At 63.9% G+C, this 12,273-nt stretch carries 10 protein-coding genes; 7 read left to right on the top strand and 3 right to left on the bottom strand.

The genetic code is table 11. The annotated features are described in order from the left end of the window. Window positions 1–21 precede the first annotated feature (21 nt). Both argG and WDS16_RS23100 read left to right on the top strand, forming a co-directional pair. On the top strand, window positions 22–1,440 hold the full coding sequence (gene argG, locus WDS16_RS23105; protein ID WP_338888042.1) for an argininosuccinate synthase: 1,419 nt from the start codon (window positions 22–24) through the stop codon (window positions 1,438–1,440). A 172-nt stretch (window positions 1,441–1,612) separates the two neighbouring features. Then, the gene (locus tag WDS16_RS23100; protein WP_338888040.1) at window positions 1,613–3,433 is read left to right on the top strand and encodes an EAL domain-containing protein; all 1,821 of its coding nucleotides are present in this window, start codon (window positions 1,613–1,615) and stop codon (window positions 3,431–3,433) included. A 41-nt stretch (window positions 3,434–3,474) separates the two neighbouring features. Here WDS16_RS23100 and WDS16_RS23095 read toward each other — a convergent pair whose 3' ends face one another. From WDS16_RS23095 to WDS16_RS23085, 3 genes are all read right to left on the bottom strand, one after another. Beyond that, window positions 3,475–3,768, bottom strand: coding sequence for a putative quinol monooxygenase (locus tag WDS16_RS23095; protein ID WP_338888038.1), 294 nt, complete (start codon window positions 3,766–3,768; stop codon window positions 3,475–3,477). Window positions 3,769–3,841: 73 nt separating this feature from the next. Continuing rightward, complete coding sequence (locus WDS16_RS23090) at window positions 3,842–4,666, bottom strand: fused MFS/spermidine synthase (RefSeq protein WP_338888036.1); 825 nt, start codon at window positions 4,664–4,666, stop codon at window positions 3,842–3,844. A gap of 36 nt (window positions 4,667–4,702) precedes the next feature. Continuing rightward, a complete protein-coding gene (locus WDS16_RS23085) occupies window positions 4,703–5,374 on the bottom strand; it encodes a TetR/AcrR family transcriptional regulator (RefSeq protein ID WP_338888035.1) in 672 nt (223 codons plus the stop codon). Between the two features lie 207 nt (window positions 5,375–5,581). Here WDS16_RS23085 and WDS16_RS23080 point away from each other — a divergent pair, with 207 nt between their 5' ends. From WDS16_RS23080 to atzF, 5 genes are read left to right on the top strand one after another with little or no spacing between them, the layout of a single operon-like run. Further along, window positions 5,582–7,162 (top strand): amino acid permease, encoded by a 1,581-nt coding sequence (locus WDS16_RS23080; protein ID WP_338888033.1) that lies wholly within the window; start codon window positions 5,582–5,584, stop codon window positions 7,160–7,162. Further along, complete coding sequence (locus WDS16_RS23075) at window positions 7,159–7,953, top strand: urea amidolyase associated protein UAAP1 (RefSeq protein WP_338888031.1); 795 nt, start codon at window positions 7,159–7,161, stop codon at window positions 7,951–7,953. Before WDS16_RS23080 ends, WDS16_RS23075 begins: the two co-directional genes overlap by 4 nt. Then, window positions 7,950–8,570, top strand: coding sequence for an urea amidolyase associated protein UAAP2 (locus WDS16_RS23070; RefSeq protein WP_338888029.1), 621 nt, complete (start codon window positions 7,950–7,952; stop codon window positions 8,568–8,570). The genes WDS16_RS23075 and WDS16_RS23070 overlap by 4 nt, the downstream gene beginning before the upstream one ends. Then, window positions 8,567–10,588 (top strand): 5-oxoprolinase/urea amidolyase family protein, encoded by a 2,022-nt coding sequence (locus WDS16_RS23065; RefSeq protein WP_338888028.1) that lies wholly within the window; start codon window positions 8,567–8,569, stop codon window positions 10,586–10,588. Before WDS16_RS23070 ends, WDS16_RS23065 begins: the two co-directional genes overlap by 4 nt. After that, complete coding sequence (gene atzF, locus WDS16_RS23060) at window positions 10,578–12,269, top strand: allophanate hydrolase (protein WP_338888027.1); 1,692 nt, start codon at window positions 10,578–10,580, stop codon at window positions 12,267–12,269. The genes WDS16_RS23065 and atzF overlap by 11 nt, the downstream gene beginning before the upstream one ends. Window positions 12,270–12,273 lie beyond the last annotated feature (4 nt).

The following is a 12,273-nucleotide window of genomic DNA, read 5'->3' as shown; positions in this document are numbered from 1 at the left end:
CCGAGCGGATACCATGCTCGCGTGACGAAGGTACTGCATGAACTTCCCGTCGGTGAACGCATCGGCATCGCATTCTCCGGCGGTCTCGACACCTCCGTCGCGGTGGCGTGGATGCGCGAACGCGGCGCTGTCCCGTACGCCTACACCGCAGACATCGGGCAGTACGACGAACCGGATCTCTCCGACGTTCCAGCGCGCGGCCGCGCCTACGGTGCCGAGCAGGCCCGTCTGGTCGACTGCCGCGAACCGCTGGTGGAGGAGGGCCTGGCTGCGCTGACGTGCGGCGCGTTCCACATCCGGTCGTCGGGCCAGACGTACTTCAACACGACCCCGCTCGGTCGCGCTGTCACCGGCACGATGCTGGTCCGCGCGATGGCCGAGGACGGTGTGTCCATCTGGGGTGACGGATCCACCTACAAGGGCAACGACATCGAGCGGTTCTACCGCTACGGCCTACTCGCCAATCCCGAACTTCGGATCTACAAGCCGTGGCTGGACAAGGCGTTCGTCAGCGAACTCGGCGGCCGTCACGAGATGTCGGTGTGGCTCACCGAGCACGACCTTCCCTACCGTGATTCCGCCGAGAAGGCGTACTCCACCGACGCCAACATCTGGGGCGCTACGCACGAAGCCAAGAGCCTCGAGTACCTCGACACCTCGCTCGAGATCGTCAGCCCCATCATGGGAGTCCGCTTCTGGGACCCCGAGGTGGCCATCGAGACCGAGGACGTCACCGTCGAATTCGAGCGTGGACGCCCGGTCGCCATCAACGGCACGAGATTCGACAGTGCCGTCGACCTGGTCATGGAGGCCAACACCATCGGGGGCCGGCACGGACTCGGCATGTCGGATCAGATCGAGAACCGCATCATCGAGGCCAAGAGCCGCGGCATCTACGAGGCGCCTGGAATGGCCCTGCTGCACATCACCTACGAGCGCCTCCTCAACGCCGTCCACAACGAGGACACCGTTGCGTCGTACCACAACGAGGGACGACGACTCGGCCGGTTGCTGTACGAGGGCCGCTGGTTCGATCCGCAGGCCCTGATGCTGCGTGAGGGGCTGCAGCGGTGGGTCGGCAACGTCGTCAGCGGAAGCGTCACCGTCCGTCTGCGGCGCGGCCAGGACTTCACCATCGTCGACACCACGGGCTCGAACTTCAGCTATCACCCCGAAAAGCTGTCGATGGAACGTGCCAAAGACCAGGCGTTCTTCCCTGGTGATCGCATCGGCCAGCTCACCATGCGCAACCTCGACATCGCCGATTCCCGCAGCAAGCTCGAGCAGTATGCCGCCCAGCAGCAGCTCACCGCGTGGGGCGAACTCATCGGCGATCTTCCTCCTGGAGGTGCGGCAGCGATCGCGGCAGGCAGTGCAGAGGGCTCGCAAATCAACTCCGACGCCTTGGATCACGCAGCCATCGAGTCGGGCACGGACTAGCGTCGGGTTCGATCCCGCTGCCCCGAAAGCACAGATCGGTCGACCTTTCCGCTGGTAGGGTCTGCGGCAGGGTCGACTAGGACGCAGGTCGGGGCCCACGAACGAGCACATCAACGCCTGCTGCAGTGATGTCACGGGTGGAGATGAGCGTTCCGCGTAGAGAGGGTCCGGTGTGGCGGAGGACCTAGCGTCGACCAGTTCCACCACGGTCGGTGGTTCTCACCCTGCACCTCACAAATCCAATCCGTACGGCATCAACACCTTCGACATCGAACAAGCGGGCGTGCTCGCCCCCGAAAGCGAACTGCGGGGCCGGGTGATCGTCGGGCTGCTGACGCTGGCCTTCGGTGCGTCGGGGCTCTTGATGATTCCGTCCGGTCAATTGGGCCCGATCGCGTCCGTTCTGGTCGGGCTCGCGGCGTCGTCGACGATCCCGGTTGCTTTGCTGTGGTTCTTCAGGCCGTGGCCGAGTCGACGGCTCGCGAGTATGTACGTGCTGTGGGCCGATCTCGGAATCGTCTTCGTGCTGGCAATGTTCGAATCCAGCTTCGAAGCCATGCCGGGCTGTGCCATGTTCTCGATAGTGGCTGTCTTTGCGATCGTGTCGACACCGCCGAAAGTGGTGACCGCTCATCTGATCGTGTCCGTGACAATGCTGCTGACTCTGGCTGGCCTGGCCGTGCAATCGAGCGAAGACCCGTGGTCGGTCGCCTCCCGCGTGGTCACTATCGCTACGTTGTTCGTCACTCCCTTCGCCCTACGCCCGTATATCCGCTACCTCCGCGAACGCGCTCGGGGCGCGCTACGTGATCCGCTGACAGGACTGTGGAATCGTCGAGGACTGTTCGATATGGTCGAGCAGTTCAATCGGGTAGGTGCCGGTCTCGGGGCGGAAGCACGCGCAGTCGGAGTCGTCGTCATCGACATCGATGCCTTCAAGTCGATCAACGACCGATACGGTCACCCGACCGGCGATGCCGTGCTCGTCGAAGTAGCCGAACGCCTGCTGCACGCCGCATCCGAGAACTCCGTGGTCTCACGCCTCGGCGGCGACGAATTCGTCTGCGTTCACCTCGGAACACAATCCGAGGTCAGCGATGCGGAGCTTCGAATTCGCGGCGCGCTCGAGGAATCATTCAGCGGCCCGCCCGTCACTACCAGCGCCGGTTCCGCCGGGGACACGCTGATCCGGGGAGACACCACCGGTGCGCTCCTGCGCCGACTCATCGCGGTCGCCGACATCGACCTGTATCGCCACAAGACTCCGCAGCACGATGCACACCCGAGGCACGTACCAGATCCGCTCGTTGTTCGGGACCGAATCCAAGCGCTGCTCGACAGCGGCGGCCCTACCGTAGCGTTCCAACCGATCTGTGACACGTTCACTTCCGAAGTGGTCGGATACGAAGCACTTTCGCGATTCCCGTTCGGTCACGGATCGCCGATGATCTGGTTTCGTGACGCCACCCGGGCCGGCGTCGGGCCCCGACTCGAACTCGCCGCGATCGACGTTGCGCTCGCCACCATGGGCACGCTGCCCGCCTCGGCTTTCGTCTCGATCAATGCATCGGCCGAAACCATTCGCTCGACCGATCTGATGACACGGCTCTCACCACACCTCGCGACACGAACCCTGTACCTCGAAATCACCGAACACGAACGCGTCGAAGACTATCGATCAGTCGCCCGCTCCGTCGAATCCATGCGCGGCGCCGGTGTCAAGATCTCGGTCGACGACGTCGGCGCCGGATTCTCCGGTCTGCGTCAGGTCGTCGAACTGAAACCGGACACGCTGAAAATCGACTACGCGCTCGTGCACGGAATCGACAAGGATCCGGCGCGCCGGGCCGCTGCTGCAGCCCTTGCGGCGTTCGCCCGCGACATCGGCTCGACGCTCATCATGGAAGGCGTCGAGACCGAGGCCGAACTGCGCGTCGCGGCCGAACTGGGATTCGACATGGTGCAGGGCTTTTACACAGGCAGGCCCGTGTAGAAGCCAGTCACCCTTCGGAAGCCGTCACTGTCGAGACGCCGTCATACATCGGCCACGGTGAACTTGCTCAGTCCGGGGGCACCGGCGAGCAGTGGGCCGAGCTCGGTGACCTTGCCTTCTCCGGCACGGAACTCGCGGTACTTCGCGTCCGCCTCTGCGGATTCCCAACGCTCGTAGGCGATCCAATGCGTCTCGTCGTCGGCATCGACGAGCACGTCGACTCCCTGGCAGCCATCGAAAGCCCGGGTATCGGCGAGGACTTTGGCGAGTACCACCTTGGCGTCGTCGAGCATGTCGGGCTTGAACTTCAAATCGAGCAGAGCGATGAGCGCCATTGTTCGTATCCTTCTGCAACATTCGCGATCGGGGGTTGACCCTTCCACCCTATGCGCGAAACGGCTGTGCGGATCAAGTATCTCGTAGGGGTTTCGCATCTCGCGCGAAAGTGCGTACCCGCTCGTCCGACCACACTTGCGCCGGCACACCGCCGCCGAGCAGTTCGCGAGCAAGCGCAGGATCCTCGCCCAGAGGAACATCACTCCCTGCGATGACCACGTTGCCGTAGCGTCGCCCCTTCAACATCGCCGGATCAGCGATGATCGACAGGTACGGGAAGATGCTGCCGATCGTCGCTGCCTCACGCTTCGCCAGCGTCAGATCGCGGGTGTCTCCGCAGTTGACGACGTAGATGCCACCCGGCGCGAGAACGCGTCGGACATGCTCGGTGAATTCGAGTGTCAGCAGCGGACCGGGAGTGAGCGCTCCGGCGAACACATCACGGATGACGAGATCGCGGCTGTCCTCGGTCAGTGTCTCGGTGACGGCGCGCGCTTCCCCCACCCGGATGCGAAGCAACGGCGCGCGGGGTAGGTCGAACCATTCGCGAACGAGTTGGGCCAGCGCGCCATCCAATTCGACGACGACCTGCCTAGCGTCGGGGTATACCGACGCGAAGTAACGAGCGAGAGTGCACGCGCCACCGCCGAGATGCAGCGCCCGCAACCGCGGACCCGGAAATTTATGATGCCGAACGAGTCCCGCGATCCAGCGCATGTACTCGAAGTCGAGTTGGGTCGGGTCGTCGACGTCGATGTGCGAACTCGGGACACCGTTGACCTCGATGATCCACCCGTCGGCGGTCAACGTGTCGCGAACGAGCGCACAGGTGCCGGTGTCGATCTCGTACACACCGGCAACGGGTCCTACGGGCTGCTGCTGGTTCTTCTTAGCCATCGATCGACGGGTTCTCAGCCCAGTCAGTATGTTCGGTCACCACGCAAGTATGCCCTCCGAGAACGTCACCGCCTCCGCGTGCAACTCGGCCACCGACCCTGTCCACCCGAGGGCGCGCACGGCCGCCTCGGCCACCACGCGGGCATAGTCCCCGGCAGGCGAGGGGCGACCGCTTTCGGCATCGGCCCGCCCATTGACGACTGTCTCCACCAATCGGAACGGCAGATCCTCCGTACCCGGGACAGCGCCAACCGTCCCGTCGAGCACTTCCGCAGCGATCGAGGCATACAGGTCCATCAGTGCGTGGCGGTGTGCCCGGAAGGTTTCGAACCGCTCGTTGCGTAGCTCCGGCAGTAGATAGAGCGCACCAAGATTCCAGGTGGATCGTCCCAGCTGACCGGCGTCGAACAGTGCGAGCGCATACATCTTCACCTCGGGTCGTGCATCCGAACCGCGGATGGACTGCGCGACGGCCAGCGGATGATCGACGGTCCCGCTCAGCAGCGCGTCGAGCAGCTCGTCCTTGTTGGCGAAGTGGTGATACAGCGATGCCTGACGCATTCCGACAGCCTCGGCGATCATCCGCGTCGAGGTATTGGTGAACCCGCGGGTGGTGAACAGCTCCGCAGCAGCGTCGAGGATTTCCTCGCGAGCCGTCTCTCCCGGCCGCTTCTTCGTACTGAGCCTCGGTCGGCCTGCGGTCGTCATGGTGTCCATCCTGGCATCGAAAAGCAGACGGTGAAGTTTCTGTCACTTGATAGAAATAGAGGAAACACAGTTGTTTCACAGACGCCACTGTTCGATACACGAGCGTCACCCACGGGATCTGTCGACACGGAAAACTATCGACTGACAGAAACCCCGCACCGGCAGCGCAGACGGGCGGTCATCTCTTCTTCCTTCCAGGAGACGCACATGAGCTCGACTACTCTGCCCGCGCACGAGGGTTCACCGGCACCGGTCTCCAGCGACCAGTCGGATCTCGCCGAGCTGGGATACGAACAGCAACTGCACCGTTCGCTCGGCAAGTTCGCATCGTTCGCCGCAGGCTTCTCGTTCGTATCGATCCTCACCACAATCTTCCAGCTCTTCGCTCTCGGATTCAGCTTCGGCGGCCCGGCCTTCTTCTTCACCTGGCCGTTGGTGTTCCTGGGCCAGTTCATGGTCGCCCTCAACTTCGCGGAACTTGCGGCGCGATATCCGATTTCGGGAGCCATCTACCAGTGGTCCCGACGCATGGGCGGTGAGATCGTCGGTTGGTTCGCCGGCTGGTTCATGATCATCGCGCAGGTCGTGACCGCATCGGCTGCGGCAATCGCCCTACAGGTGGTCCTTCCCAGCATCTGGAGCGGATTTCAGATCGTCGGCGACGATCCGGCACTCACCTCGCCGAGCGGAGCCACCAACGCCGTAATTCTCGGGTCCGTCTTGCTCGTCGCCACGACGACCATCAACTCGATCGGCGTCAACTGGATGTCGCGCATCAACAGCATCGGCGTCACGTGCGAGATCGTCGGTGTCATCGCATTGGTTGCAGTCTTCTTCACCCACGCCCAACGCGGACCGCAGGTGGTACTCGACACCGGAGCCGCTGGCGCAGAACCCGGATACATCTGGGCATGGATAGTCTCGGGCCTCATGGCCGCCTACGTCATGGTCGGTTTCGGTTCCGCGGGTGAACTTGCCGAGGAAACCCACAACCCGCGTCGCGTCGCACCTCGCACCATCCGCCTGGCACTGTCCGCATCCGCGCTCGGTGGCGGTCTGATGATCGTCGGCGCACTCATGGCGGCTCCGTCACTGACCGACGGAAACCTCGCGACGCTCGGCCTCCCGTACGTGATCGATTCGATCCTCACCTCGCCATGGGGGACGGTGCTGCTGATCGATGTCGCAATCGCAGTCTTCATCTGCACGTTGGCCATTCAGACGGCCGCATCGAGGCTGATGTTCTCGATGGCTCGCGACGGAAGACTCCCCGCCTCACAGGTACTGTCCAAGATCAACTCGAAGACCGGAACTCCTATCGCCCCTTCGGTTCTCATCGGACTCGCCTGCGTCGCAGTGTTGGTCGTCAACCTCGGCAACGCCGCGCTGTTCACGACGCTCACCAGCGTGTGCATCGTGCTGATCTACCTCGCCTACATGATGGTGACGGTTCCCCTTCTCTTCCAACGACTGAAAGGGTGGCCTCACGGGGGAGTCCAGGTGGACGCCGAGGGCAAAAAGCTCTTCACCCTCGGCTGGCTCGGCATCCCCGTCAACGTCGCTGCCGTCCTCTACGGCGGCCTGATGGTGGTCAACCTGTCCTGGCCTCGGGCCGAGATCTTCGATCCCACCGGTGACTACCCGGTCCTGCTGTGGGCTGCACCATTGACGGTCCTCGCCGTCATCGTCGTGGGTATCGCCTGCTTCCCCCGCGGAAAGACCCACCCACGGCCAGCAACCGCTCATCCGCACGCTCCTTCGTCACGACAAGAAAGCACCAACGCATGAGCACTGCAACCACACAGGCAGCCAAAGAACACGCCAGGTCCCAGGCCATCGCCATCGACGGCCCCACCCCGCCCGACGGCGTCGATCGACTCACCTTCGCCGACACCGTTCCCGGCGGCCGGTACACCACCATGGTCCTGTCCCGAGGAACCAGGCTCCGGCTACGCGACGTCGACGGCAACGCCTGCGCGAACATCCTGCTCTACCGCGCCGATGCCCCGTGGGAGCGCCTGAACGCCGCCGACACCGTCAAGGTTCCGTGGCAGGCATACCTCGGCGTCGGACATCCTCTGCTGTCCGATCAGGGCCGGGTGCTCGCCACCGTCGTCGCCGACAGTTCCGGACACCACGACGCCTTGTGCGGCACTACCTCCGCGAAGTCGAACGCCGCGAAATACGGAAGCGGCGCATTGCATTCCACGTCGCCGGCTGGACGGGAACTGTTCACTGTCGCCGCAGCGAAGAACGGCCTCGAACCACGGGATCTTCCACCGTCGATCTCGTTCTTCCACGGGGTACGCGTCGAGTCCGAGGGCTCATTGATGAGCACCGGCACCGCAGGCGCAGGGGCAGAGATCGACCTACTGATCCATCTCCCGGTCGTCGTACTGCTCGCCAACACCGCTCATCCACTCGATCCATCCCGGACCTTCGACACCACCGCGCTGGACGTGCTGGCCTGGGATGCCACCGAGGAGTTGGCGGACCTGCCCAACACCGAACCCGAATACCAACGCGCAGTCTGGAATACCGAGTCTACGTGGAATTCCGGCCTGAAAGGCACCCGATGACAACGACACTCGACACGATCATTCTCGACCAGTGCGCCGATGCGCGTGCATCCTGGTCCACCGTCGTGGCGGCCGGTGACGTACTGACGATCATCGACCTCCACGGAAACCAGGCCGTCGACACGCTGGTGTACTCGGCGCAGGATCACGCTGTCCGCTACTCCGCCAGTGCGACGATCGCCGCGCAGCGCAACCTGTTTCTCACCACCGGAAGCATTCTGCTGAGCGATGACTCGACACCGCTGATGACGATCGTCGCCGACGAGGTCGGCAACCACGACACCGTCGGTGGCGCCTGCTCGCAGGAATCGAACACACTGCGCTACGGCCACCACACCAAACACCAGCACGCGTGCGTGGAAAACTTCTTGATCGAAGGCGCCAAGTGGGGACTCGGCAAGCGGGACATGGTGTCCAACATCAACTTCTTCATGAATGTCCCGGTGGACGCCGACGGAACTCTCGGCATCGTCGACGGGCTGTCGGCACCCGGTAAGTCCCTGTCACTGAGAGCCGAGATCGACACTCTCGTCCTGGTGTCGAACTGCCCCCAGATCAACAACCCCTGCAATGGATTCGATCCCACGCCGGTACGGATGGTGGTGACCCGATCATGAGCGTCACCAAGATGACCGTGGTTCGACCCGGCATGCTCACCACTATCCAGGACTGGCCTGGACGCGTCGGATATTGGAAGGTGGGCGTGCCGCCGTCGGGGCCGATGGACGACCTGTCCTTCCGTCTCGGCAACGTCGCGCTCGGTAATCCCGAGGGGGCGCCGGGTCTGGAGTCGGCGATGTCAGGTCCGGCACTGACGTTCGACGCCGACACCTACGTGTGCGTCACCGGCGCCGACGCTCGGGTCCGCATCGACGGTCGGGACGTACCGCAGTGGCGTCCTGTCGTAGTTCCTGCAGGTGCTGTGTTGGACGTCGGCCCGACGCATGGCGCCGGACTACGTGTGTACGTGACGGTTCAGGGCAGCATCGAGATCGAGGACTACCTCGGTAGCGCGTCGACCTTCACCCTCGGCAAATTCGGCGGGTACCGGGGCGGCACCCTCGGCGAGGGGGACATTCTCGAAATCGAAGGTCTTCACGATTCCGATCGCATTCGTTCGATCCCCATGGAGCATCGTCCGGTCCTACCCTCGACATCGAACGGCGGGAATTGGAACATAGCCGTCACCGAGGGACCGCACGGCGCGCCGGAGTTCTTCACTCGCGCCGACATGGACACCCTCTACTCGACCGACTACGAGGTGCACTTCAACTCCGACCGCACCGGAGTACGTCTCATCGGGCCCAAACCGGAATGGGCCCGAGAGGACGGCGGCGAAGCCGGCCTGCACCCGTCGAATATTCACGACAACGCGTATTCCGTCGGTGCTCTCGACTTCACCGGAGACACACCGATTCTGCTGGGTCCCGACGGCCCGAGCCTCGGGGGCTTCGTGTGCCCGGTGACGGTCGTCGCCGCCGAACGCTGGAAGCTCGGACAGCTCAAGCCAGGGGACACCATCCGATTCGTTCCGGTGAAGGCCGCACACGCCGCTGCGCTCGGCGCACTGGGGCTGGAGCGCCGAGCGTCGTTGCCGGTCGTCTTCTCCTCCGGCGGAGACGGTGACGACGGGGTGATCGCGCGACGCGACGGTGACACAGCGGTGACGTATCGCAGGTCCGGCGACGACAACGTTCTCGTCGAATACGGAGACATGAAACTCGACCTGGCACTCCGGGCTCGCGCCCATGCTCTGCACCAGCGGGTCGACGCGCTGAATCCACATGGCCTGCTCGATCTGACACCCGGCATCCGGTCGCTGCAGGTCAAGGTCGACCCGGATGTACTGCCCATCACGTCACTGATGGGACTGCTGCACGAGATCGAGGACGATCTCCCCGCAGCTTCGGAATTGGTGGTGCCCTCCCGTACCATCCGCATGCCGTTGTCCTGGGACGATCCCGCGACCCGCGAGGCCATCGCCCGGTACATGCACGGTGTGCGCTCGGACGCGCCGTGGTGCCCATGGAACATCGAGTTCATCCGTCGGATGAACGGGCTCGACAGCGTCGCAGACGTTTTCGACACCGTCTTCGCAGCGGACTACATGGTTCTCGGTCTCGGCGACGTGTATCTCGGCGCGCCCGTGGCGACTCCACTCGATCCGCGCCATCGGCTCGTGTCAACCAAGTACAACCCGGCCCGCACCTGGACGCCGGAGAACGCAGTCGGGATCGGCGGCGCATACCTGTGCATCTACGGAATGGAGGGGCCAGGCGGATACCAGTTCGTCGGCCGCACCACGCAGGTATGGAATCACCGGTATCCAGACCAGAGTGGTTCTTTCGAGAAAGAGAGTCCTTGGCTGCTGAGATTCTTCGATCGCATCTCCTGGTACCCCGTATCACCCGAGGAGCTGCTGGATCTGAGGGCCGACACTGCGGCCGGGCGGGGCGGTGGCGTCGAGATCACGGACGGAACCTTCTCCCTCGCCGAGCACGACGAGTTCCTCGCCGCGAACAGCGATTCCATCGAGAAGTTCCGCGCCGTGCAGTCGGTTGCGTTCGACGCCGAACGCGCAGCGTGGTCCGCTGCTGGAGAATTCACCAAGAAGGAGCGATCCGATGCAGCATGAGGCAACCGAGCGAGTTCGTAGGGCCTACAAACGAATCGCCGAAGTCGACCGGCCCGAGGTCTGGATCACGCTTCGGAGCGAGGACGACCTACTCGCCGATGCCCACGCGCTGGATTCCACACTCCCGCTGGCGGGAATGCTCGTCGCAGTCAAGGACAACGTCGATGTAGCGGGACTACCCACCACCGCGGCCTGCCCGGAGTATGCCTATGTTCCCGAGGTGTCTGCCACAGCTGTCCAGAGATTGGTCGAGCACGGTGCACTGATACTCGGAAAGACCAACCTCGATCAATTCGCGACGGGTCTCGTCGGCACCCGCAGCCCGTACGGCGCCGTCCGGTGCGCCTGGGATCCCGAACTCGTCTCGGGTGGTTCGAGTTCCGGATCAGCAGTGGCTGTGGCCCTGGGCATCGCCGACATCGGAATCGGCACCGATACAGCCGGTTCCGGCCGCGTCCCGGCGGCGTTCCACGGGCTCGTCGGAGTCAAGACGACGCTCGGCGTTGTGCCGTCGACCGGCGTCGTACCGGCCTGTGCCGACTACGACTGCGTGACGGTCCTGGCCGGCGATCTGGACACCGCCACCCGTGCCACCCGAGTCATGGCCGGTTACGACGACGCCGATCCGCGGAGTCGTACGTGGCCTGCCGATGTGCCACTCGCGGCCGGCTCGACTCCGAGAGTGGCGATACCTCGGCCCGAGGACCTCACTGCGCTGAGCCCGGAGTACAAAGACGCGTTCGATCGGACCGTGGCCGGGTTGGCATCGAAAGGCATCGACTGTGCGCCCGTCGATATTTCGTCGCTCCTCGACGTGGCTACCCTGCTGTACGACGGCGCCATCGTTGCGCAGCGCTACTCGGCGGTCGGCGAATTCCTCGCCGGAGATCCTGCTTCGGCGGATCCGACGGTCGCGCAGATAGTTCGGGGCGCCGCAGACCCGTCAGCGCACCGCTACGTCGACGACCTGTCCACGATCGCGAAGGGCAAACGCCGTGCGTCGGTTCTGCTCGACGGATTCGACGGATTGCTTCTCCCCACGACCACCGAGCACCCGAGTATCTCTGCTGTACAAGCGGATCCACTGGGAATCAATCGACGGTTGGGGACGTTCACCAACTTCTGCAACTTGCTGGACATGGCAGCGGTTGCGGTGCCGGGTGCTTCGACCCTCGGCAACAATCCATTCGGTGTGATGGTGGTGGTTCCGACGTTCCACGATCAGGTCGCGATCGATGTTGCAGCCAAGCTCAGCTCCTCCTATGCCCCCGTCCTCGTCGACGAAGGCTTGGATGTGCTGGTCGTGGGTGCACACCTGTCGGGATTCCCAGTCCACCATCAGCTCACCGATCGTGGCGCGCGCTTTCTGGGCGAGGCGCTGACCTCCGACGCGTACCGCTTCGTCGATCTAGGGACGACTCCGCCGAAACCCGGACTCGTCCGTCAGGGGCCCGGGCTGGGTGCACCCATCGCAGGCGAGCTGTACCGCATGTCGGCGGCCGGCCTCGGGACATTCCTCGCTGGGCTTCCCGTGCCGATGGGTTTGACGAAGATCGAACTCTCCGACGGCAGTTGGGTGACCGGGTTCTGCTGTTCACACGAGGCTGCAGAAGCAGGGCTGGACATCACCGACTTCGGCGGGTGGCGTTCGTACCGGGCTTCCGTACAGGCGGGCGGATAGCTAC

The organism is Rhodococcus sovatensis (assembly GCF_037327425.1).
Classification (GTDB): domain Bacteria; phylum Actinomycetota; class Actinomycetes; order Mycobacteriales; family Mycobacteriaceae; genus Rhodococcoides; species Rhodococcoides sovatense.
Note: the sequence above shows the minus strand (reverse complement) of the source record. Positions and strands in the feature narration are given on the sequence as shown.

What these genes read in the sequence shown, in the direction of transcription:
- WDS16_RS23095 (WP_338888038.1), bottom strand. Translation starts at nt 3,768, where the DNA reads ATGGCGCTCATCGCTCTGCTCGATTTGAAGTTCAAGCCCGACATGCTC.
- WDS16_RS23090 (WP_338888036.1), bottom strand. Translation starts at nt 4,666, where the DNA reads ATGGCTAAGAAGAACCAGCAGCAGCCCGTAGGACCCGTTGCCGGTGTG.
- WDS16_RS23085 (WP_338888035.1), bottom strand. Translation starts at nt 5,374, where the DNA reads ATGACGACCGCAGGCCGACCGAGGCTCAGTACGAAGAAGCGGCCGGGA.
- WDS16_RS23080 (WP_338888033.1), top strand. Translation starts at nt 5,582, where the DNA reads ATGAGCTCGACTACTCTGCCCGCGCACGAGGGTTCACCGGCACCGGTC.
- WDS16_RS23075 (WP_338888031.1), top strand. Translation starts at nt 7,159, where the DNA reads ATGAGCACTGCAACCACACAGGCAGCCAAAGAACACGCCAGGTCCCAG.
- WDS16_RS23070 (WP_338888029.1), top strand. Translation starts at nt 7,950, where the DNA reads ATGACAACGACACTCGACACGATCATTCTCGACCAGTGCGCCGATGCG.
- WDS16_RS23065 (WP_338888028.1), top strand. Translation starts at nt 8,567, where the DNA reads ATGAGCGTCACCAAGATGACCGTGGTTCGACCCGGCATGCTCACCACT.
- atzF (WP_338888027.1), top strand. Translation starts at nt 10,578, where the DNA reads ATGCAGCATGAGGCAACCGAGCGAGTTCGTAGGGCCTACAAACGAATC.